The sequence below is a fragment of the Streptomyces roseoverticillatus genome (assembly GCF_000719265.1).
GTDB lineage: Bacteria > Actinomycetota > Actinomycetes > Streptomycetales > Streptomycetaceae > Streptomyces > Streptomyces roseoverticillatus.
Genome location: NZ_JOFL01000007.1, coordinates 88,343 through 109,498 on the forward strand (window position 1 = coordinate 88,343; position 21,156 = coordinate 109,498).

General features: G+C 73.3%; 22 protein-coding genes. 8 read left to right on the plus strand and 14 right to left on the minus strand.

Translation table 11 applies throughout. The features are described 5' to 3' along the window. Positions 1 to 154 precede the first annotated feature (154 nt). Positions 155 to 1,078 carry a homocysteine S-methyltransferase gene (gene mmuM, locus IF61_RS0110295; RefSeq protein ID WP_030365989.1) on the minus strand — a complete coding sequence of 308 codons (924 nt, stop codon included), beginning with the start codon at positions 1,076 to 1,078 and terminating at the stop codon, positions 155 to 157. A gap of 145 nt (positions 1,079 to 1,223) precedes the next feature. After that, positions 1,224 to 2,147: an LLM class F420-dependent oxidoreductase gene (locus IF61_RS0110300; protein WP_030365990.1), complete on the minus strand. Its 924-nt coding sequence runs from the start codon at positions 2,145 to 2,147 to the stop codon at positions 1,224 to 1,226. 247 nt (positions 2,148 to 2,394) lie between these two features. Between IF61_RS0110300 and IF61_RS32215 the strand changes: the two genes are divergently transcribed. Continuing rightward, positions 2,395 to 2,673: a hypothetical protein gene (locus tag IF61_RS32215; RefSeq protein ID WP_043188563.1), complete on the plus strand. Its 279-nt coding sequence runs from the start codon at positions 2,395 to 2,397 to the stop codon at positions 2,671 to 2,673. Between the two features lie 11 nt (positions 2,674 to 2,684). Here IF61_RS32215 and IF61_RS0110310 read toward each other — a convergent pair whose 3' ends face one another. From IF61_RS0110310 to IF61_RS0110325, 4 genes are all read right to left on the minus strand, one after another. Beyond that, complete coding sequence (locus tag IF61_RS0110310; protein WP_030365992.1) at positions 2,685 to 3,143, minus strand: DUF6099 family protein; 459 nt, start codon at positions 3,141 to 3,143, stop codon at positions 2,685 to 2,687. 130 nt (positions 3,144 to 3,273) lie between these two features. Then, the gene (locus IF61_RS0110315; protein ID WP_397945536.1) at positions 3,274 to 3,618 is read right to left on the minus strand and encodes a nucleotide pyrophosphohydrolase; all 345 of its coding nucleotides are present in this window, start codon (positions 3,616 to 3,618) and stop codon (positions 3,274 to 3,276) included. Positions 3,619 to 3,712: 94 nt separating this feature from the next. Then, positions 3,713 to 4,948, minus strand: coding sequence for an ATP-binding protein (locus tag IF61_RS0110320; protein ID WP_245684468.1), 1,236 nt, complete (start codon positions 4,946 to 4,948; stop codon positions 3,713 to 3,715). A 24-nt stretch (positions 4,949 to 4,972) separates the two neighbouring features. After that, the gene (locus IF61_RS0110325) at positions 4,973 to 5,386 is read right to left on the minus strand and encodes a cell division protein SepF (RefSeq protein ID WP_030365995.1); all 414 of its coding nucleotides are present in this window, start codon (positions 5,384 to 5,386) and stop codon (positions 4,973 to 4,975) included. A 247-nt stretch (positions 5,387 to 5,633) separates the two neighbouring features. On the opposite strand from IF61_RS0110325, the gene IF61_RS0110330 reads away from it, so the two are divergent. The 3 genes from IF61_RS0110330 to IF61_RS0110340 all read left to right on the plus strand — a co-directional run bounded on the left by IF61_RS0110330 (position 5,634) and on the right by IF61_RS0110340 (position 7,848). After that, a complete protein-coding gene (locus tag IF61_RS0110330) occupies positions 5,634 to 6,371 on the plus strand; it encodes an SDR family NAD(P)-dependent oxidoreductase (protein WP_030365996.1) in 738 nt (245 codons plus the stop codon). Between the two features lie 93 nt (positions 6,372 to 6,464). After that, positions 6,465 to 6,857, plus strand: coding sequence for a SchA/CurD-like domain-containing protein (locus IF61_RS0110335; RefSeq protein WP_030365997.1), 393 nt, complete (start codon positions 6,465 to 6,467; stop codon positions 6,855 to 6,857). A 121-nt stretch (positions 6,858 to 6,978) separates the two neighbouring features. Continuing rightward, positions 6,979 to 7,848: an NAD(P)-dependent oxidoreductase gene (locus tag IF61_RS0110340; RefSeq protein ID WP_043188572.1), complete on the plus strand. Its 870-nt coding sequence runs from the start codon at positions 6,979 to 6,981 to the stop codon at positions 7,846 to 7,848. A 75-nt stretch (positions 7,849 to 7,923) separates the two neighbouring features. Here IF61_RS0110340 and IF61_RS0110345 read toward each other — a convergent pair whose 3' ends face one another. The 3 genes from IF61_RS0110345 to IF61_RS0110355 all read right to left on the minus strand — a co-directional run bounded on the left by IF61_RS0110345 (position 7,924) and on the right by IF61_RS0110355 (position 10,021). Then, complete coding sequence (locus IF61_RS0110345) at positions 7,924 to 8,181, minus strand: acyl carrier protein (protein WP_030365999.1); 258 nt, start codon at positions 8,179 to 8,181, stop codon at positions 7,924 to 7,926. A gap of 65 nt (positions 8,182 to 8,246) precedes the next feature. After that, on the minus strand, positions 8,247 to 9,248 hold the full coding sequence (locus tag IF61_RS0110350) for a beta-ketoacyl-ACP synthase III (protein ID WP_030366000.1): 1,002 nt from the start codon (positions 9,246 to 9,248) through the stop codon (positions 8,247 to 8,249). Then, positions 9,245 to 10,021 carry an NAD-dependent epimerase/dehydratase family protein gene (locus IF61_RS0110355; RefSeq protein WP_030366001.1) on the minus strand — a complete coding sequence of 259 codons (777 nt, stop codon included), beginning with the start codon at positions 10,019 to 10,021 and terminating at the stop codon, positions 9,245 to 9,247. The genes IF61_RS0110350 and IF61_RS0110355 overlap by 4 nt, the downstream gene beginning before the upstream one ends. Before the next feature lie 263 nt (positions 10,022 to 10,284). On the opposite strand from IF61_RS0110355, the gene IF61_RS0110360 reads away from it, so the two are divergent. After that, complete coding sequence (locus tag IF61_RS0110360) at positions 10,285 to 10,713, plus strand: SCP2 sterol-binding domain-containing protein (protein WP_030366002.1); 429 nt, start codon at positions 10,285 to 10,287, stop codon at positions 10,711 to 10,713. 194 nt (positions 10,714 to 10,907) lie between these two features. On the opposite strand, the gene IF61_RS0110365 is transcribed toward IF61_RS0110360, so the two are convergent. The 3 genes from IF61_RS0110365 to IF61_RS0110375 all read right to left on the minus strand — a co-directional run bounded on the left by IF61_RS0110365 (position 10,908) and on the right by IF61_RS0110375 (position 14,513). Beyond that, positions 10,908 to 12,062 carry a nucleotide disphospho-sugar-binding domain-containing protein gene (locus IF61_RS0110365; RefSeq protein ID WP_107043018.1) on the minus strand — a complete coding sequence of 385 codons (1,155 nt, stop codon included), beginning with the start codon at positions 12,060 to 12,062 and terminating at the stop codon, positions 10,908 to 10,910. Between the two features lie 87 nt (positions 12,063 to 12,149). After that, positions 12,150 to 12,947 (minus strand): FkbM family methyltransferase, encoded by a 798-nt coding sequence (locus IF61_RS0110370; protein WP_030366004.1) that lies wholly within the window; start codon positions 12,945 to 12,947, stop codon positions 12,150 to 12,152. A gap of 72 nt (positions 12,948 to 13,019) precedes the next feature. Further along, positions 13,020 to 14,513: an FAD-dependent monooxygenase gene (locus IF61_RS0110375; protein ID WP_078660103.1), complete on the minus strand. Its 1,494-nt coding sequence runs from the start codon at positions 14,511 to 14,513 to the stop codon at positions 13,020 to 13,022. Between the two features lie 296 nt (positions 14,514 to 14,809). Between IF61_RS0110375 and IF61_RS0110380 the strand changes: the two genes are divergently transcribed. The 3 genes from IF61_RS0110380 to IF61_RS0110390 all read left to right on the plus strand — a co-directional run bounded on the left by IF61_RS0110380 (position 14,810) and on the right by IF61_RS0110390 (position 18,693). Then, positions 14,810 to 16,024: an amidohydrolase family protein gene (locus IF61_RS0110380; RefSeq protein WP_030366006.1), complete on the plus strand. Its 1,215-nt coding sequence runs from the start codon at positions 14,810 to 14,812 to the stop codon at positions 16,022 to 16,024. Positions 16,025 to 16,154: 130 nt separating this feature from the next. Then, the gene (locus tag IF61_RS0110385) at positions 16,155 to 17,459 is read left to right on the plus strand and encodes a glycosyltransferase (RefSeq protein ID WP_052392591.1); all 1,305 of its coding nucleotides are present in this window, start codon (positions 16,155 to 16,157) and stop codon (positions 17,457 to 17,459) included. Positions 17,460 to 17,469: 10 nt separating this feature from the next. Further along, positions 17,470 to 18,693 (plus strand): cytochrome P450, encoded by a 1,224-nt coding sequence (locus IF61_RS0110390; RefSeq protein ID WP_211264868.1) that lies wholly within the window; start codon positions 17,470 to 17,472, stop codon positions 18,691 to 18,693. Between the two features lie 124 nt (positions 18,694 to 18,817). Here the strand turns inward: IF61_RS0110390 and IF61_RS0110395 are convergent, their stop codons facing one another. After that, positions 18,818 to 19,513 (minus strand): N-acyl homoserine lactonase family protein, encoded by a 696-nt coding sequence (locus IF61_RS0110395; protein WP_030366009.1) that lies wholly within the window; start codon positions 19,511 to 19,513, stop codon positions 18,818 to 18,820. Next, entirely contained in the window at positions 19,510 to 21,153 is a 1,644-nt protein-coding gene (locus tag IF61_RS35165) for an FAD-dependent monooxygenase (RefSeq protein WP_107043019.1), read from the minus strand. Before IF61_RS35165 ends, IF61_RS0110395 begins: the two co-directional genes overlap by 4 nt. Positions 21,154 to 21,156: the final 3 nt, after the last annotated feature.

The following is a 21,156-nucleotide window of genomic DNA, read 5'->3' on the forward strand; positions in this document are numbered from 1 at the left end:
TCCCCCGGTGACGCTGTGTTCACGTCCGTAACCACGCTAGCCGTGAACCGGTGGCCCCGACCCGCGGTTGCACCAAGTCGGCTCATATGCAGGGGTGTTGGCGACCGGACCGTCCGCCCCCCGCCTGCCGAACGCGCCGGGCTACGAGCCCCGTCTATGCGGGCCCCGCGTCGAGCGCTCGGGCCAGGGCCGCGATGCCGTCCGGGCCCACGCGGCAGCAGCCGCCCACGAGGCGGGCGCCCGCCTCGCGCCATGCGGTGACGCGGTCGGCGGTGAAGGCCGGCTCCCCCGTCCAGGACCGGGCGGCGGCGTCCCACTCCTCGCCGCTGTTGGGGTAGACCACGACGGGCTTACGGGCCGCCTCCGCCGCCGTCCGGACCGCCCCGTCGGCGTCGGCGGGAGTGCAGCAGTTGACCCCCACGGCGACGACCTGGTCGTTCCCCGCGGCCAGGGCGAAAGCCTCGCGCAGCGGCTGCCCCGCGCGGGTGCGCCCGCCTGCCGCGCTGTACGAGAGCCATACGGGCACGCCGCAGCCCGCCACGGCCCGCAGCAGCGCCTCCGCCTCGGCCGCGTCCGGCACGGTCTCCAGCGCGAGGACATCCGGCTCCGCTTCCACCAGCGCCTCGATCCGCGGCCGGTGGAAGCGCTCCAGCTCCGCGGTGCTCAGCCCGTAACGGCCGCGGTACTCGCTGCCGTCGGCCAGGAAGGCCCCGTACGGACCGACGGACGCGGCGACCCACACATCCTTCCCCGGGGCCTCCTTCTCCGCGGCGCTCCGTGCCAGCTCCACGCTGCGCCGCAGCAGCTCCGCCGCCTGCTGCCGGCCCAGCCCGCGGCGGGCGAAGCCCTCGAAGGTGGCCTGGTAGCTGGAGGTGATGAGGACCTGCGCGCCCGCCCGCACGTAGGCGGCGTGCGCCTGCTCGATCTGCCCCGGGTCGTCGGCGAGCAGCCGGGCCGACCACAGGGCGTCGGACAGATCGCAGCCCTGCGCCGCCAGCTGGTTGGACAGCCCGCCGTCGAGGACGAGCGGACCGCGTGCCAGCACATCGGCGAAGGGGACAGTGGGGGCGGGCGTCACAGGGGCACTCCTCGGTGGGGACGGCTGCCGGGCCGGGCCGGCCGCCAGGTCCGGATCGGGTACCGGGTCCGGATCGGCCGCCAGGTCCGGGCTCAGGAGCCAGAGTCCAGACTCATGAGCCAGGGTCCGGGCCAGGGGGACGGCGTCAGCTCAGCTGGGACTGGACCTCGGAGGCGATCAGCTCCAGGTGGTCGAGGTCGTCCAGGTCCAGGATCTGGAAGTAGATCCGGGACGAGCCGACGGCCGCGTACCGGCCGATCTTGTCGACCACCTCGGCCGGGGAGCCGGCCAGGCCGTTCTCCTTGAGCTCGGCCACCTCGCGCCCGATGACCGCCGCCCGCCGCGCGACCTCCGCGTCGTCCTTGCCGACACAGGCGACGAGCACGTTGGAGTACACGAGGTCGTCGCCCTTGCGCCCGGCCTCCTCCGCAGCCGCCCGCACCCGGCCGAACTGCCGCTCGCTGTCCTCGACCGAGGCGAACGGGATGTTGAACTCGTCGGCGTACTTCGCGGCGAGGCGCGGCGTGCGCTTCGCGCCGTGCCCTCCGATGAGCACGGGCAGCTTCTGCTGCGCGGGCTTCGGCAGCGCCGGGCTGTCGGTGAGCCGGTAGTACGTTCCGTCGAAGTCGAAGGTCTTGCCCGCCTCCGTCTCCCACAGGCCCGTCACGATGGCGAGCTGCTCCTCCAGCCGCCCGAACTTCTCCTTCGGGAAGGGGATGCCGTAGGCCTTGTGCTCCTCCTCGAACCAGCCCGCACCCAGGCCCAGCTCGACGCGCCCGCCGGACATCTGGTCCACCTGCGCCACCTGGATGGCCAGCACGCCGGGCAGCCGGAACGTGCCCGCGGTCATCAGGGTGCCGAGCCGGATGCGGCGCGTCTCACGGGCGAGGCCCGCGAGGGTGATCCAGGCGTCGGTCGGCCCGGGCAGGCCGTCCGCGGAGCCCATGGCCAGGTAGTGGTCGGAACGGAAGAAGGCGTCGAAGCCGAGGTCCTCGGTGGCCTTGGCGACCGTCAGCAGCGTGTCGTAGCTGGCCCCTTGCTGGGGCTCGGTGAAGATTCGCAGATCCATGCCTCCATCCTGCACTGCCGAACAGGCGTCAACCGACTGCGCCCTGCGGCGGTACACCCGCCCCGGTCGGGTGAAATTCCGCCGCCCCCGCCGCGCGGGTGAGCTCCGGCCAGTGTCCGCCGCGGCCGGTGGTCGTTGGCTCGGGCGGAGCCGGACCGCCCGGCCCGCGCACCGGTGCACCCGGCCGGAGGCGACGACCGCAACACCGCTCTCCCGCACCGGGAGGGCCGGGGCCGAGGAGGCCGCGATGACCCAGGAAGCCGTGCCCGACGAAACGGCGCCCGCCCAGCCCGCCGCCGGGCAGCCCGGAGCGCCGAAGGGCCTGCTGCAGCAGATGGAGGAGCTGATGGCCGCGCTCAACGCCGACCTGTCGCAGCTCGATGCGGACCTTCAGCCGCGCGGCGGGCGCCCGGCGCCCGCCGGCGCCGCCACGGGCGCATCCACCGGAGCGCCTGCCGGCGCATCCGCCGATGCGCCCATCGATGTGCCCGTCGACGCGTCCGTCGACGGAGGGGATGCCCGCTGACCGCCCGCGCCTCACGCGGCACCGCCTTCCCGCTCGCGCGACGCGAGCCGTCTCTGTAACCAGCGCACTCTGTCGCTCGTCTCGTCGGCGGCGTCTATCGCTTCTATGCACTGCCAGTACATGGCGTCCTCGTCCGAGGAGCAGGCGACCCCCACCAGGGCGATGCCCACTTCCCCGAGGAGCCCGCAGAGCCCGGCCAACGCGGACCAGGGATCGCGGACTTCGGTGAGCTGCCCGGCCCGTATCGCTCCGGCGCGCAGCGTTTGACGCAGCGCGCCGGACGCACGGGCTCCGGCCTCGCTCAGACTCCCCGCGGCGGCGCGGGCCTCGAAAGGCCCGTGGACCGCGAGATGGCCGCCGACCGCTCCCGCCAGCGCCTGGGTCTGCCATGCCTCGGTGACGATGTCGTGGACGGCCCTGGCCTGCGCCAGGGCCGTCCGGGTGGCTCCGATGAGCCGCACTGCGTCCATGACCCGGTCCCCCAACTTCCCGACTGTGCCGTGCTCACACCTTCTCACTACCCAGAGTGATGACTAACCGCCGGAAACGCCAGGGGAATTCAGAAATCTGTGGATACCAGATGGGGTGTGGATAACTCAATCACTCCGGAGAGTGACGATCCGGCGAATCCGGAGCGTCCCGGTCCGGCACCGGGAACCGCTTCTCGTTGCGCTCGATCTTCGCGGCGAGGGCGGCGGCCGCGTCGATGCCCAGCACCTCGCAGAACTGCAGCAGGTACGCCAGGACGTCGGCGACCTCGTCCTCGACCCGCTCGGCCGTCCCCGGCCGGTCCATCACCTGCGCCGACTCCTCCGGCGTCAACCACTGGAAGATCTCGACCAGTTCCGACGCCTCGACGCTGAGCGCCGTGACGAGGTTCTTGGGCGTGTGGTACGGCTGCCAGTGGCGCGCGGCCGCGAAGTCCGCGAGCCGTTGCTGCAGCACGCGCAGCTCGCTCGCGCTCCCGCTCTCCCCGGCGCGCTCTTGCCGGTCTTCGCGGCCTTCTCGGTGTCCAGCGTCTTTGCAGTCGTCTCGGTGTTCAGCATTCACCCCCAAGATCTACCACCGAGACCCCCTCCGCCGGCGCATCCCCGTCGCCCGTTCCCCGCACCGCTCCCACCAGCCGCACATGCCCCCGCTCCCCCATGCGTACCGCCAGGGCGATCAGCTCGCGCGCCTGCCGGGCGTCCAGACAGCGGTCGAAGCCGTCCGCGAGGACGGTGAGCGCCTGCCGCGCCTGCAGCACCTCGCCGACGGGGTCCATGTCCAGCACTCCGGGGCCGGTCATCAGCACCAGGCAGAGCGCGAGGTAGCGCAACTCACCGTCGCCCAGCCGCTCCAAGGGCGTCCCGTCGCCGGGCTTCCGCTCCAGCACGGCCTGCACGAGGCCGCTGCCCGCCTCGCGTACGGCCAGCTCGCCCACCGGCACGCGGCACCCGGCGCCCACCGCCGCCACGAGCGCCGCGTGGCGGGTCGCGCACTCGTGACGCGTACGGTCCAGGACCGCGGCGACGTTGTCGCAGGCGCCGCGCAGCAGCCCGTCGTGCGCGGCGGCGGGCATGCGCATGAGCTCCGGGCGCGGGTCACAGGCGAAGACCGCGCGCAGGGCCACGACGACCTGCTCGGCGGCGTCGAGGACGAGGCGTTGCCCGGCGGTCTTGCCCGCGACGCGCAGGGGCAGCAGGGCGGTGCCGAGCCGGTCGTCCGGCAGGGGCGCGCGGGTGACGGGGGCGGCGCCGGCCGTGTGCCAGGCGGCCTCCACGGCGCGGCGGCCGGGGTCGCGGAGCGCCGTCGAGAGCAGGGTGCGGCCGCGGCCCGTCATCCGTTCGCCGACGATGCGGAGTTCGGGCTCGGCCTGCACGGCGACGTCGATACGCACGGGCCCCAAGGGCCCCTCGACGGTGCAGCCGATGCGGAAGCCGCGCCGCCCCTGGGCGTCGGGCCGCGCCTGCTGGGGAACGCACGCTCCGGGGCCGCCGTCGACGAGGGAGAGGGCCTCCCCCAGGGCGTCACCGCCGGCCAGCCGCGCGAGCACCTCGTACGCCTGGAGCGCACTGGACTTGCCGGATCCGCTCGGCCCCCGGAAGAGGGTGAGCGGGCCGAGCGCGAAGGCGGCGTTGCGGTGCGACTTGAAGGCGGAGAGCCGTAACTCGGTCACGACGGGCCGCTGCGTACCGCAGGGCGCAGGGGAAACCGCGGAAGGAATGCCGGAAGAAATGCGGGAAGAGCCGGGAGAGCCGGGAGAAACGTCCGGTCGGGCACAGCGAGTGTCCATGCCCGGACCGTATGTGTCACATAATCAGCCAAACCGTTTCGGCTGATCACTTTTCCTACGATCGGGGTACCCCGATGCCACCTCCGTCCCTTCTGGGGCCAGCAGGAAGACGTTCGTGTCGACCCGGTGCATGCCGCTGCCCAGGCCGAAGACGACTCCGCTGGAGAAGTCGAGAATGCGCTTGGCGACGTCCGTGTCGGCACTGGTGAGGTCCAGCAGCACCGGCACCCGCGCCATCAGGTGCTCGGCGACCTCGCGGGCGTCCGCGAAGACCTGGACCCGCAGCACGACCATGCGCCGCTGGTTCGGATCGGGCTCCTGCTCCTCCTCGGGCAGGGCCCGGTGGTTGGGCCAGGACGGCCATGCGTGGTGACCACGGAGCGGGACGACCTCGGCCAGACCCTCCCACTGCTCGTCGGTGGCCTCGGACCTGTTCACCGGCTCACCCCTCCGGGGAACGTGCTCGCTATATGCATCCCACAATCCTAGGGACAATCGTCACCCGCCGGGACCAATGACACGCTCGACCGCGGCACGGCCGGTGCGGGCCGCCCGGCGCCCCCGTACCCGTACCGCCGGACCCGGTGTCGGCACCGGCCGCGTGGCACGAGCGGTCCAGCAATTGTCCAGACGCGTCCACGAGCCTGTGGGGCAAGCGAGGTGTTCGGCGTCTCTGGAGGCACCCATGGATCTGCGGTTGGACGGCAAGGCGGCGCTCGTCACGGGCGCCACACGCGGGATAGGCCGTGCGACGGCCCGGGCCCTGGCACAGGCCGGTGCTGATGTCATCGGCTGCTACCACAAGGACGAGGAGGCGGCGGAGGCCGTCCTGCGCGCGCTCCGGGAAACGGGCGGGAAGCACCGGATGGTCCGGGCCGACGTGACCCGTCCCGAGGACGTGGAGCGGCTGATGGACGCCTGCCGGGAAGCGGGCCCGGTCGACGTGCTCGTCAACAACGTCGGCATCGACGCCTCCGCCCCGCTGGCCGACCTCCCCGAGGAGGACTGGCAGCACGTCATCGAGACCAACCTGACAAGCGCGTACCGCGTGACCCGGGCCGTTCTGCCGCTGCTCTCCGCGGACTCGTCGGTGGTGACGGTGGGCTCCTCCGCGGCGGCACGGGGCGTTCCGGGACGTGCCCACTACGGGGCCGCCAAGGCGGGGATCGTGGGTCTGACCCGGGCCCTGAGCAAAGAACTCGGGCCGAAGGGCGTACGGGTCAACGCCGTGGCACCCGGCATCGTCGACACGGGCACGCCGGGGTCCGGCGTACCCGCCGAGCTGCGCGCCCGGATGGCCCGGATGTCAGCCCTGGGACGGCTGGTGACGGCCGAGGAAGTCGCTCAGAGCGTGCTGTTCCTGGCCGGGGACGCTTCGCGCTACGTCACCGGCATCACGCTGAACGTCGACGGCGGTCTGTAGCCGGCAGCCCATCAAACCTGCTCCATCGAACCTGCTCCATCAAATCTGCTCCATCGCATGCTCCGCCGATTCCCCTTACCGAGGAGGCTTCTCATGGCTACGGCCGCGATCACGTACAGGATCAAGCCCGGGTTCGAGGAGGAGATCGCCGCGATCTTCGCCGACTTCAAGCGGGCCGGCTCGCCGGTCATACGGGACGGGAACGGCAAGGAAGTGGGCCGGATCAAGGCCACCGCGCTGTTCATCAAGGACGACCGGATGGTGCGCTTCATCCAGTTCGACGGAACGCTGGAGGACGTGGGCCGCCACATGGCGGGCCAGGAAGGCGTCAAGGAAGCCGAGCGCAAGCTCGCTCCGTATCTGGCCGAGCCGCGCGACACCACCACGGTCGAGGGGTTCCTCACGTACTTCCGCAACAGCTCGATGCGGTGCCTGTCGGAACTCTCCATAGACAGCCTTCCGCCCGAGATCCTCGCCAAGCTCTGACAGCAGTGACATCCGCCCGCCCGGGCGGCGGCACTTGCTGTCCTCCGCCGCCCGGGCGCGTACGAACCTCGCCGTCCGCAGCGGGACTTCCGCTGCGGGCCTTCATCCGGAGGGAACGTTGATGACCGGCCGACACATCGCCTTCATGGGGCTCGGCAGCATGGGCGGCGGAATGGCGCTGCGCCTGCTCGACTCGGGGTTCCGGGTCACCGTGTACAACCGGACCAGGGAGCGGGCACTGCCCGTCGCGGAGGCGGGCGCCGCCCTTGCCGGCTCGCCGGCCGAAGCCGCGGCCTCGGCCGGCGTCCTCCTGCTCAGCCTGGCCGATGAGGCCGCCGTCGAGGAGGTGCTCTTCGGGAGCGCCCGGCTGCGGCCGGGCACCTTGGTGATCAACACGTCGACGGTTTCGCCCACGTACGCCCGGGCCGCGGGGGCGCGGGCGGAGAAGGCGGAGGCGCGCTGGGTCGACGCCTGTCTCATCGGCAATCCCGCGCAGGCCCGGGAGGGCGCCGTGCGCGTGCTGGCCTCCGGGGCGCCGGAGGACGTCGAAGCGGCCCGTCCGGTGCTTAAAGCGCTGGGCAGCAGCCTGGTGGTGCTGGGGCCGGTCGGCCTGGCACCGGCCATGAAGCTGGCGTTCAACCTCCTCCTGGGGGCTCAGGTGGCCTCGCTGGCGGACGCCGTCCGGTACGGGGAGCGGGCGGGCCTGGACCGCGAGCTGCTGCTGGCCGCGATCGGAGGGAGCGGGTTCAGCTCCAAGGTGATGTCGTTCCGTGCCGAGGTGATGCGCAGCGGCGCGTACGAGCCGGCCGCTTTCCGTACCAGCCTGATGCACAAGGACCTGCGTCTGGTGCTGGAGGAGGCGCGGGAGCTGGATCTGGAACTGAGCGTGACCGAGAGCGCGTCCGGCTACTTCGAGCGGGCGATCGCCGAGGGCAAGGGGGACGCCGACGCCGCCGTCGTCGGCGCCGCGACGGCCTCCACGGGCGCTTGAGGCGGCGCGCCCGGATACGGCAGGTGGGCGGCGGAACCCCGGGGGTTCCGCCGCCCACCTGTACCCGTCGCCGTGCTACCGCGTCGCTGCCAGGCGGCCGTGCACGTACGCGAGGACCGCGCCGAGCGTCTTGAGGTCGTCGAGGTCCTCGTCCGGGATGGGGAAGCCCAGGTCCTCCTCCAGGCGTGTGAACACCTCGTAGACCGCCAGCGAATCCAGTCCCAGGTCGGTGAACTCGACGTCCATGGTGGTCTCGTCGAAGGTGATGGCCTCGTCGACCCCCACGCAGGCGTCGACGTTCTTCTGGAAGTCGGTCACGGTGAATTCCCGCATCTGCTCTCTCCTCACTCCTGGCTCCTCAGTCCTGGCTTCTGAGTCCTGACTCCTGTGGCTTTCGGTCAGGGCAGCACGACGACCTGGCCCGCGTAGTTGAGCCCCGCTCCGAACCCGATGAGCAGCGCCGTGTCCCCGCTGCGCACGGCGCCCTCCTGCAGCAGGCGCTCCATCGCGAGGGGGACCGAGGCCGACGAGGTGTTCCCGCTGTGCTTGACGTCGTCGGCCACGGCGACCGCCGCGGGCAGCGCGAGGCGCTCGGCCATGACCTCGGTCATCCGCAGGTTCGCCTGGTGCGGGATGAAGGCGCCCAGCTCTCCGGTGCTGATCCCTGCTGCCCGCATTGCCTCGCGCCCGGCGGGCACGATCCGGCTGACCGCCCAGCGGAAGACGCTGCGGCCGTCCATGCGCATGTACGGGCGGGGCAGGGCGGGGTCATCCCTCACCGCACCCCAGTCGCTGTCCATCCGCAGGGCGTGGGCGTGAGAACCGTCGGCCCCGCGTACGGCAGGGCCGATCCCCGGCTCGTCGGACGGGCCGACGACCACCGCGCCGGCCCCGTCGGCGAAGAGGAAGGCGATGGTGCGGTCGGAGGGGTCGACGATGTCGGTCATCCGTTCCGCCCCGATGACGAGGACGTGCGCGGCGCTGCCGGCGGAGACCATGTCGCCCGCTACCGCGAGCGCGTGGCAGAAGCCGGCGCAGGCCGCCGAGAGGTCGAACGCGGCCGCGCCCCGTGCGCCCAGGGCGTGGGCCACGGCCACGGCGAGGGGTGGCGTCTGCACCAGGTCCGACATGCCGGCCACGATGACGCAGTCGATCTGTCCCGCTTCCAGGCCCGCGTGGGTCAGGGCGTTCGCGGCGGCTGCCGCGGCCATCGCCGGCAGGGTCTCGTCGGGTGACGCGAAGCGCCGGGTGACGATGCCGGAACGGCTCTCGATCCACTCCTCGGTGGAGTCGATGCGCTCGCAGATCTCCTTGTTGGTGACCGTGCGGCGAGGACGGTACGTGCCCAGTCCGGCGATGCGGCTGTGCCGGTGCGCGGTGGTGAGCAGGCCCGCGGTCATCGCGGTCCCCCTTCCGTGGGGGCCGGGGCGGAGGGAGGCGCCGCGGCGAGACAGCGGTCGATGACCGAGCGGTGGTAGCCGGGCCGGGCCACGGACGCGTACGTGTGGGGCACCAGGCTCGCGAGCCGCTCCACGGACACGGTGTACTCGCCGGCGACCTGCCGGTACGTCTTGTCGGCGACGGTGCCCAGCGACCGTTCGATGTGCGCGACGATCTCCTCGACCGGCACCGCGACCCCGGAGGCCACGTTGATCACCTGCCGGGGTGCGGCGGCGGTCAGCAGCCCGTCGAGGAAGGCGACGGCGTCCCGGATGTCGAGGATGTCGCGGTAGGCGCCCCGGTGCACCTCCACGTGGCCGCCGGCGATCTGCCTGATCAGCGACGGAAGGAGCTGGTGCGGCCGCTGGCCCGGGCCCACGAGGTGCGTGGTGCGGAGGATGAGGTGGTCGGCGCGCGAGGCCGCGAGGACCGCTTCCAGGCCCAGTTTGTGGCGGGCGTAGGCCGAGGAGGGGAAGACCGGTTCGTCCTCCCGTCCCCGGCAGTCGCGTGCGCCGTACATGCCCGCCGAGCAGGTGGAGAAGTAGACCAGGCGCCGGCCGTCGGCCGTGCAGCGCCGGATCACCGTGCGGAGCAGGCCGGCCTCTCGTGCGAACTGCGCCTGTGACACGGCGCCGGCGCTGGAGACGCCGGCGGCGAAGACCACGGTGCCGGGGTGCCGGCCTGCCAGCGGGTGCAGATGACGGGCGATGAAGCCGTCTCCGACGATCTCCATGCGGTTCGGGTCCTCTCCTGACGGCTTCCTGCTCTGCGGGGACCGAGCCTTGCGAAGGGCTCTGACGGATCGCTGGACCGGAGCTGTCACCGACTGGCGGCTGTCCCCGGACGTCCCCGGCTGTCCCCGGCTGTCCCCGGCCGTCGCCGGCCGGGGCTCGCCCGCACGCGGACAGCGCGTCCATGGAGCGTCCAGCGAGGCCTGCGAAGGTGCCGCCAGGGCCGGGGCGTGCCCGGCGCGGTGGACTCGGGATCGGAGTGGTGATGGAAGCGCGTGCACGGGATTTCGGCGAGCTGCGGAAGCTGGTCGAGGGCAGCTCGGCCGAGGAGGCCGAGGCGAAGGCGACGGATTTCTACGGGGGCCCTGAGGAGGCCCTGGACGTGCTCTTCGCGCTGTTCCAGGACTCGTTCGTCCCGGAGAACGCCTCGGGGGTCGCCGGGGAGTTCCAGTTCGACGTCACGACGCAGGCCGGGATGCGGGAGTACACGGTCCTCGTGTCGGACGGCCGGTGCGAAACCCGCCGGGGCGCGGGCGCCTCGGCCACCGCCGTGACGGCCATCGGGCTGGGGGACCTCTTGCTGCTGTCCACGGGGCAGACCAGCGGTTTCCACCTCAGTGCCGAGAAGCGGCTGACCACCCGGGGCGACCTGGGCGCCGCGATCGGCTTCAAGGACTGGTTCAGGCTCGGCTGACGGTTCGGACTCGGCCGACGGTTCGGACCCGGCCGACGACCGCGGTGCGGGAAGGGCGGGCCGGGGGCGGCTTCCCCTTCTCGCAGCGCGGCGCGGGCCGGCGCGGGGCGGTGCCGGGCGGCGCAGGGCGGTGCCGGGCGGCGCAGCACAGCGCGGGACAGCACACCACGGCACAGCTCGGGTGCGTGCCGGTGTCAGGCGCTCGCCGCCAGTTGTTCCAGCGTCGCGACGTGCCCGGCGGGCGACGGCATGGCCGCCATCTCGTCGCGCAGCCCTTGCGCCGCCTTCGCGTAGGCGCGGTCGCCGAGGAGGTCGACGACGGCTTGCCGGATGCCCTCCACGCTGTTCTGCCCGTCGGCGGTGTCGAGGGTGATGCCCGCGCCCGCGGCGGCCAGCCGGTCGCCGTACTCGAACTGGTCGAGGAACTGCGGCACGACCACCTGGGGCAGTCCGTACGCGGTGGCCGTCAGGGAGCTGCCGGCCCCTCCGTGGTGGATCACGGCATCGCAGCGGCCGAGGAACAGGTTGAGCGGCAGGGACTCCACGACGCGGACGTCGCCGGGCAGCGGCCCCAGCCGTTCCCGGTCCGTCGCCGCGAGTGCCACGACCGCCTCCACCCCGTCGGTCCCGGCCACCGCCTCGATGATCCTGCGCAGCAGCGGGACTCCGTTGAGCACCAGGGTCTGGGTGCCCAGCGAGACGCAGACCCGCTTCGCTCCGGAGGGTTCGAGGACCCAGCCGGGCAGTGTCCCCGTGCCGTTGTAGGGGACGTAGCGCATGGGCCGGGCCGTCGTGGATTCCCCGTGGCCGAACGAGGGCGGGCAGGTGTCGAGGGTCAGCTCGGGCCGCGGCGCACCCGCGCCCAGCCCGAGCCGCCCCGCGGCGGGCGCCAGGGCATCGGCAGCGGCCTTCTCGAAGCGTTCGGCCTTGCCGGTCAGACCGATCCCGTGGCGGACCAGCGGCACCTTCAGGACTCCGCTCATGAGGCGGGCCGAGAACTCGAAGGGCTCGGCGACGATCAGGTCGGGCTCCCAGGACCGGCCGAAGTCCACGTACGCGTCGATCGTGCGCTGCGTCTGGGCGGCCCATGTCCTGGCGGCGGTCGCGTACATCGGGTCGATCACGCGTCCCCACGCTTCGATCGGGGACATGTCGTCCGGCAGGAGGCCCCGGAGGCCGAGGAGTTGCCCGACCGGCTCGCCGATCTGCTGCGCGCACAGGCCGGCAGCCCGTACGACCGGCACCAGCTCCGGCTGGGCGACCGTCACGACCTCGTGCCCCGCGGAGCGCAGGGCCCAGGCGAGCGGCACCATGGGGGTGAAGTGGCCGGCGGCGGGGATCGACGTCATGAGGATTCTCATAGGCCTTCCAGCGTTCCTTGGTCGACGGGGTGCGGGTCGGGTCGGGCCGCGCCCGGCAGGGACCTTCAGCGGCTTCTAGCGGCTTCTGACGGCGAGCAGCATGTGGACGTCGGTCCCGGCGAGCAGCGGTTCCTGATCCGTCTCGACGTCGAAGCCCCGGCTGGTCAGCTGCCCGGCGATGGCGTTCAGCCGGCCGTCCGTGTCGTGGACCTCGGCCACGACACGGCGGACCCTGGGCCAGCAGGCGTCGCCGATGCCGTCCAGGACGTGCTGTTCCGCCCGCTCGACGTCGATCTTCAGCAGCGCGATCTCGTCCACGGCGTGTTCCGCCACGGCCGCGGCCACCGTGGTGACCCGGACCGGACAGCGGCGCCCTTGGTGCATCTCGGCCAGGAAGGCGCGTGCGCTGTCCCCGTGGATGCCGCTGTTGGCCAGGTAGGCCAGGCTGTTGCGTCGGTCCTCGTCCTCGTCGGGGAAGAGGCTGCTCTGCGCCGGCGACTGCGGGTAGTAGGTCAGCTCTGCGGTTCCCTCCTGGGCGCCGACGGCGGCCTGGACCGCAATGACGCCGGGCGCGTGGCGGGCGGCGTTCTCCTTGAGGCAGGCGAAGCAGTCCTCGGCGGGTTCGAAGGCGTACACCCGCAGGCCGGGCACCAGTCCGGTGAAGAAGAGGGCGGCGAGCCCGATGTTCGCGCCCACGTCGAAGACGACGTCACCGGCCGCAAGGCCGTCGACGCCCCGGGCGTACAGCTCGTTGCCGGTCACGTCCCGCCACAGCACGGCCACTTGGCGGGGCTCCGGGCTCACGATCCTGCGGGTGTCGGGAAGGGTGATCTCGTAGGTACGGTCGACGGGCGCGTTCGCCGGTCCGGCCATGTGGTTTCTCCTCGTTTTCGCCTCGTTGCTGCCCATGTCGCCCGCTCGTGCCCAAGGCTCGCGGGGCGTGGTTCAGCCGCCGAGGACCTCTTCCAGGTAGCGGCTGTACGGCTCTTCCTGTCCGGGTCCGCTGCGGCAGCCGATGTATCCGTCCGGCCGGATCAGCAGCGACTCGCCCGGAGCCAGGGCATAAGGGCCGGCCGTCTCCGGGCCTGGTGCCTCGGCGGGTTGCGCACCGCGCACGCCGGGAGGCAGGCCGGTGAGCGGGGTCGTGGCGACGGCCACCCAGTCGCCGCTGCGCAGCTCGTCGTAGAGGGTCGTCATGGCCCCGTCCCTGCCGGTCAGCGGCGCTTGCGGGGCACGGTCGCCCGCTCTCAGGCCGGCGCGTTCCGCGTACTGCCGGCTGAGCTCGCCGTCCCGGTAGCCGACGGCCTGATCGGAGCGCGCCCGCTGCTGTTTGCGGACCCCCGCGGCGACGGCCTCGGCGGTGGGCGGTGTGCCGACACCGCCCCAGAACGAACGCTCGGTGCGGGCGATCAGGTCGTGGGCCACCGGCAGGCGCTCGGCGCTGTAGGTGTCCAGCAGTGCGTCGGGGGCTCCGGACACGACGGCGGCGAGCTTCCACCCCAGGTTGAAGGCGTCCTGGATGCCCGTGTTCATGCCCTGGGCGGTGACCGGCATGACGGTGCGCGCGGCGTCGCCGACCAGGAGGCAGCGGCCCTGCCTGAACTTTTCGGCGACGCTGTTGTGCAACCGCACGCGCCAGTTGTGCAGGGGGGACTCCAGCCGTACGTCCGGCCGGCCGGAGAGCTTGCGGACGTAGGCCTCGACCTCGTGCACGGACGGGTCGAGGCGGTTCCCGGGGTCGGGGTCGGCGACCGCGGCGAACAGCCGCCGGCGCCCGCCGGGCAGCGGCAGGTCGCCCAGGAAACCGTCCTCGGTGAGATACAGGTGCGCCTCTCCTGGGCCGTCGCCGGGCAGTCCGTGCGCCACGGCGTCCACCTGGACGAGCTGGGTCCCCTCGAACCGGGTCGTGTGCCAGCGGATGCCGAGCGCGTCCCGCAGCACGCTGTGCGCGCCTTCCGCGGAGACGACCCAGTCCGCCCGGGCCTCCTCCCGGGTCCCGTCCTCGCGTTGCAGTGTCAGCAAGACGCCCTCGGCGTCCTGTTCCACGCCCACGGCACGCAGACCTCGTTCGACTTCGACGCCGAGTTCCCGCAGGCGCCCGGTCAGGGCCCGCTCGGTCTCCTGCTGGCCGATCAGCACGGGCAGCGGGTACGGGCCTTCGTCCTCGCCGAGCTCCACGGCCAGCTCCGGCTCCCCGAAGGGGTGGTAGACCCGGCGCCGGTAGGCCACGGCCCGGGAGCGGAAGTCCGCCATGGGCAGGCCCATCAGGTCGAACGTCTCCAGGGTGCGCTGCCAGACGCTGCAGCCGCGCGTTCCCGGGCGCGGCTCCCCTCTGCGGTCCACGATGCGGCAGTCCACGTCCCGCCTGGCGAGTTCGATCGCCAGCGTCAGGCCCACGGGCCCCGCTCCCACCACCACAACCCCGGTCGCCGATGCCATGACCGCCGCTCTCCTCTCCCTCGGATCCCTCGGAAGCCGTCACTCCGGCCTGCAACTCACCCTTGAATACGCCGGGTTGGTGCCACGTCCACCCGGGCGGCGGAGCGTGGACAGCCGCCCTTTCCCTCGCTTACGGTGGATCCCGACCGGCTTCCCACAGCCCCTCGATCCGACCCCCGCTCACGCGCAGTCCGTGGCGTGGAGCGAAGCTCCCGGACCGCTGCCCCAGCCTCGCCCCGCGCGCTGGACGCTCAGTCGACGCGCGATGGCGGCATCGGATCCCCAGGAGGAGCCCCATGGCCCGCACGGTCTTCCGCAACGCCAAGGTCTTCGACGGCCACCGCGTCCGGAGCGACGACACCGTCGTCGTCCACGAGGGACGCATCGAGTCGGTCGGCCGGGGCCTCCCGGCGCCGGCCGGGAGCGACGTGGTCGAGTGCGACGGAGGCACCCTGCTTCCCGGGCTCATCGACGCCCACACCCACATCGTCGGTCCCGCGCTCCGCCAGGCCCTGGTGTGGGGGGTCACCACCGAGCTGGACATGGCCAACTTCCCCGAGCCGATGGCCGCCGCGAAGAAGGAGCAGGACGGCCCGCTCGGCTCCCGCGTCGCCGACCTCCGGTCGGCAGGCTGCGCCGCCACCGTCCCCGGCGGTCACGGCTCCGAGCGCTTCCCGCACATCCCGACGCTCACCGAGCCCGAGGAGGCTCCCGGCTTCGTCGACGCCCGCATCGCCGAGGGCTCGGACTACATCAAGATCCACTATGACGACGGCCAGCTCGCGGGCCGGCTGGAGGAGACCGAACTGCCCGTCATCCGGAAGGAGACCATGGCCGCGGTCATCGCCGCGGCGCGCGAGCGCGGCATGCTCACCCTCGTCCACACCGGCACGGTGCGGGCGGCGCTGGACGCCGTGGAGTCCGGCGCGCACGGCCTGGCCCATCTGCTCGTCGACCACGCGCCGGGGCGCGAGTTCGGAGAGGTGCTCGCACGGCACGGGGCCTTCGCGGTGCCCACGCTCAGCATGATCGAACTGCTCTCCGGCAGCAGTGAACTCGGCGCCCTCGCCGAGGACCCGGACGTCGCCGTCCACCTCGCCGCCGAGGAGCGCGAGCTCCTCGGCCGGCACCGGGCCGGCACCGCCCGCCGGCTTCCCGTGGACCTGTCCGCCGCCATGGCCGCGGTCCGTTCGGCACACGCCGCGGGGGTTCCCCTGCTCGCCGGCACGGACGCGGTGATGTGGCTGCACGGCATCGGCCTGCACCGGGAGCTGGAGCTCCTGGTGCGCGCGGGCCTGACCCCGGGCGAGGCGCTGACCGCGGCGACCGCGACGCCCGCGGCGCTCTTCTCCCTCTCCGACCGGGGACGGATCGCCCCCGGTCTGCGCGCGGACCTCCTGCTGGTCGGCGGAGACCCCACGGCGGACATCCGGGCCAGCCGTGCGGTCCGGGGCGTGTGGAAGCGCGGGATCGGTGTGGAGCGGCAGCCCGGGGAGGCCCAGGCCGGTTGAGCCGGTGCCGGACCAGGCCGGGGGCACCTCGGCAGTGCGCGTCCAGCAGGTGTCCAGTGGCGCGGCCGACCCTTACCGCGCCGGGCCCGCGGCGTCCCGCGGCGGGCACGACCTGTGATCGGAGCGGACGATGCCCACCATCCTCATGGCCTCTCTGGCCGCCAGCGGTCATGTCAATCCGTTCGGTCCGGTCGCCGCCGAACTGACCGGCCGCGGCCACCGCGTGATCTGGTACACGGGCACCGCCTACGCGGACCGGGTGGCACGGACGGGGGCGCAGTACGCGGCGCCGGAAGCGGGCGGGTTCACCGACCTGGACCGGCTGACGGACGAGCACCCGGAGTTCCTCGCGCTGCCGCCCGACGCCCGCGGCGCCTGGTTCGTCGAGAACGTGTTCGTCCGCCCGGTGCCGGGGCAGTACCTGGACCTCCGGGACCTCATGACCCGGCACCGGGCGGACGTCCTGCTCGCCGACTCCACGCTCGCCGCCGCCTCGCTCGTGCACGAGCTGGACCACAGGCTGTGGGCGACGCTCAGCGTGGCGCCGCTGGCGGTCCCGGACGCCTGGGTCCCGCCGTTCGGGAAGGGCTGGCCGCCGGGCGGTCAGCCCTGGCGCCGGGCCCGCCGCTGGTACGCCGAAACGACCGAACGCCGCCGGTTCCCCGGCCCGCTGCGCCGTATGAACGCCATCCGGCGGACCCTCGGAGTGCCACCGGTGCGCAACAGCCCCTTCGACGCCAACCTCACGCCGTACCTGTACGCGCAGGCGACCGTTCCCGAGTTCGAGTACCCGCGCCGGCGCCTCCCGGGGCAGGTGAACTTCATCGGACCGCTGCTCCCCGCTCCCCCGCCGCCGGGCCCGTTGCCGGCCTGGTGGCCCGAACTCGCGGAGGACCGGCCCGCGGTCCTGGTCACGCAGGGAACGGGTGCCCGCGACCTCGGCGAGCTGGTCGTACCGACCGTCCGTGCCCTGGCGGGATCGGACATCACCGTCGTCGTCACCACGGGAGGCGCCTCGCACGAGGCGCTGCGGCCCGAGGTGCTGCCACCCAACGTCCGCGTGGAGCCGTTCCTGCCGTACGAGAAGCTGATGCCGCGGCTCGACGCGATGGTGACCAACGGCGGCTACGGGACCGTACAGCTCGCGCTGGCGCACGGCGTCCCGGTCGTGGCCGCCGGGAGGACCGAGGACAAACCCGAAGTGTGCGCGCGGGTCGCCTGGAGCGGCACCGGCATCGACCTGCGGCAGCAGCGCCCTCCGGTACCCGCCCTCGCGAAGGCCGTGCACACCGTGCTCACCGACCCCCGCTACCGGCGGGCGGCGTCCGCGATGAGCACCGCCTTCGCCGCGCGCCGGGCGCCGCGGGAGCTGGCGGTCCTGCTGGAGGAACTCATCGCCACCCGCCGCCCGGTGCTGGCGCCCGCACCCTCGTGAGGAGACCGACGTGACTGACGTGACTGACGTGACTGACGCGACCGACGAACAGCCCGCGTTGTCCTTCCCGTTCCCGGCGGCCGACCCGTGGGAGCCCGCGCGGGAGTTCGCGGAGCTGCGCGGCAGGGACCGCATGTGCCGCGTCACGCTGCCGACCGGGGACACGGCCTGGATCGCCACGCGCTACGAGGACAACCGGCAACTGCTCTCCGACCCCCGCTTCAGCCGGGCCGCCGCCGCGCGGGCCGGCGCGCCACGGGTCCGGCGCGCAGCGCTGGAAGCCCGCTCGCTGACCACCATGGACCCTCCCGAGCACACCCGGCTGCGCCGGATCGCCGTGCGGGCCTTCACCACGCAGAGCGTGGACCGGCTGCGGCCGCGCATCCGCCAGGTCACCAACCGGCTGCTGGACGCCCTGGCCGCGGCCGGTCCGGGCGCCGATCTGGTCGCCGGGATCGCCAGGCCGCTGCCGGTCACGGTGATCTGCGAGCTGCTCGGCGTCCCCGCCGGGGACCAGGCGCGGTTCGGGGCGTGGTCCCGGGTCTACCTCAGCGCAGTCGGGCACTCCGCCGAGGAGATCGAGAACGCGGCGGCCTCGCTCAAGGGCTACCTCGCGCGGCTGATCGGCGACAAGCGGCGGCGCCCCGGGGACGATCTGCTCAGCCGGCTGGCGCACGCACCGGAGGAAGAGCGCCTGGACGAGGAGGAGCTGGTGACCTTCGGGGTGACCCTGCTGGTCGCCGGTGTGGAGACCGTGGTCCACGAGATCAGCGGAGGCGTCCTGGCGCTGCTGCGGGCCCCGGAGCAGTGGGAGCGGCTGCGGGCCCGGCCGGCCTTGCTCGACAGCGCGGTGGAGGAGCTGATCAGGTTCACACCGGCGGCGGTCAGCGGCGGCACGCTGCGCGTCGCGCTGGAGGACGTCGAGCTGGGCGGCGTGGTGGTCCGCGCGGGCGAGGCGGTGCTGCCGGCCGTGATCTCCGCGGACCGGGACCCCGGTGTGTTCCCCGACCCGGACCGGCTGGACGTGACGCGCCGGCCCAATCCGCACATCGGCTTCGGCCACGGCCCGCACCGCTGCCTGGGCGCCCAGCTCGCCCGCGCCGAACTCGGCATCGCCCTGGGCTCGCTGATCGCCCGCTTCCCCGGGCTGCGCCTGGCCGTTCCGGTGGCGGAGCTGGAGTGGGTGCTGCACGGCATGCAGCGGGGTCCGAAGGCGCTGCCCGTCCGGTGGTGAGCGTGCCCTGCGCGGACGGGTCCGCGCAGGCGTGACGGAGCGGCGGGGGCGCGCACCCCCCCCCCCCCCCCGCCCCCCCCCCCCCCGCCGCGCCGTCACGCCCGGTAGCCCGTATGGCGCGGGCTCAGTCGTAGTACGCGCCGGGCCCCGTCCGCAGCGTCGGCCACTGCCGCGCGTCATGCCCGTGCACGAGCAGCGCGTTCTCCGCCCTCGCCCGTTCGACGAGCTTGCGGGTGCTGGAGCGGACGGCGGCCTCGTCGACGTCGAAGGGGGTCATGGCCCGCGCGTCGGGGTCGAGGTGGCCGGCCGAGGGGATGGCGTCCGCCGCCAGCAGCACGGCACCCGAGCGGGGCAGCCGGACCAGCACCGACTGGTGGCCCTCGACGTGCCCTGGGCTCTCCAGGAGGACCAGGCCGGGAAAGAGCTCGGTGTCGCCCTCGACCAGCCGGTACTTCAGATGGGGCAGGTCCCACTTCGCCCTTGCCATGTCCAGCCGGCCCAGCGTGCCCGATCGCGCCAGCTCGTAGTGGCTGCGCTGGACGACGAACTCCGCATCGGGGAAGAGGTCGTGGTTGCCGGCGTGATCCGGGTCCAGGTGGGTGCACACCACCACTGCGATGTCCTGCGGCCGCAGCCCGACGCCGGCGAGCCGCGCCTCGATCCCCTCGCCGGGCCCCACACGGACGAAGGCCCCGGGCTCCGCGTCGCGCGGGAAGCCGGTGTCGACGAGTACGTGCGTGCCGTCGTCGAGCTGGACGAGATAGCCGGGCACGGGCGCGCCGACCGGGTTGGTGCCGAGCTGGAACAGGTACAGCTTCATGCAGGCCTCCTGGACCCGGTCGTGGATTCGGCGGCGGGGGCTGCGGCGGCCCGGTGACCGAAGTTTCGGGATATTCCCGGCAGCGTGCTCAGAGCCTCCGCCAGAGCTGTCCCGGGGGCGTCCTCCCCGGTGAAGCGGGCCAGGACGAAGCCGTCCGGGCGGACGAGGACGGCGCCGCCGGACGGGACGCCGTGGGCGCCGGCCCACCGCCCCGAAGGGTCGCTGAGCCCGTGGGCCCCGATCCGGTGGACCGCCGGAGGTGGAGAAAGGCGGGCTGCCGCCTCGCACCAGCGCTGCCCCCGCGGGCCCGCCACCAGGACCATTCCGCGGCCGTCGTAGAGGTCGAGGGTGGAGATCCGCTCGCCGTCGCGTTCGAGCCACAGGTGCGGGGCCCGCGTGCCCGGCCTGCCCCCGCCGCCCTCCGGTGCCAGCACGTCCTCGGGGGCGGCGCCGGCCACCGGGTAGCGGTACTCCAGGGCCACCACGTGGTCGGGCAGGATCGCCCCTTCCGGTACGCGCTCGTCGTGGCCGGGGCGGTCCAGGGAACGCAGCACCGCCTGCCGTACCGTGGCCCGCGCCACGGGAGCCCGCTCGCTCTCGTAGGTGTCGAGCAGCTCCTCACCAGCCTCGCCGCGCAGGACCGTGGCCAGTTTCCAGGCGAGGTTGTGGGCGTCCTGGATGCCGGTACCGGAGCCGAAGGCGCCCGTCGGGGGCATGACGTGGGCGCTGTCCCCGGCCAGGAAGAGCCGGCCGCGGCGGAACGCGGCGGCCACCAGTCCGGCCGCCTCCCACGGCTGGGCGCCGAGGATCTTCACGGGCAGTCCCGCGACGCCCACCGCGGCCCGCACGGCCGCCTCGCACCGCTCCTCTCCCCAGCTGTCCCGGTGCGCGGCCTCCTCCGGGCTCAGCGGCACGTGCAGGAGCCACCGGTCGGTGTTGTTGACGGGCAGCAGCCCGGCCGTCACCTCGGCATTGCGCACGTACGCCATGACGAAGCGCCGCTCGCCGAGCAGCTCGGTGAGGTCCGCACGGAAGTGGATGTTCAGGTAGTGGGCCAGGACTCCGTGCCCGTCGCGGGTGATGCCGAGCCGCTCCCGTACGGGACTGCCCGCGCCGTCGGCCACCACCACGTAACCGGCCCGCACGGTGTACTGCTCACCGGTGTCGCGGCGGAGCACGGTGGCCGTGACGCCGTCGGCGTCCTGGCTGTGGCCGACCAGCTCGTGCCCGAAGCGCAGGTCGGCGCCGCTCTCCTCGGCGCGCTCCCGCAGCAGCGGCTCCAGCTCGTCCTGCTCGCACAGGGTCCATCCGGTGGGGCTGACGTCTTCCACGCCGCTTTCGAGGTAGTCCCGGCTGAAGCCGGGTGCCTGCCGTCCTGCCAGGGACTCCATCCGCACGATGCCGCTGTTGCCGGCGAGCGCGCGGCCGGACTCGGTGTCCCGGATCCGGCCCTCCAGGCCGGCCTGCCGGTACAACTCCATCGCCCGTACGTTCACGCCGCGGGCACGGGGATGCGGCGACGTGCCGGGATGACGCTCGATCAGCAAGGGCCGCTGGCCCTGCCGGGTGAGGAACACGGCCGCCGACAGCCCGACCAGCCCCCCGCCCACGACGAGTACGGGGGTGCTCACGTCTTCCATCGT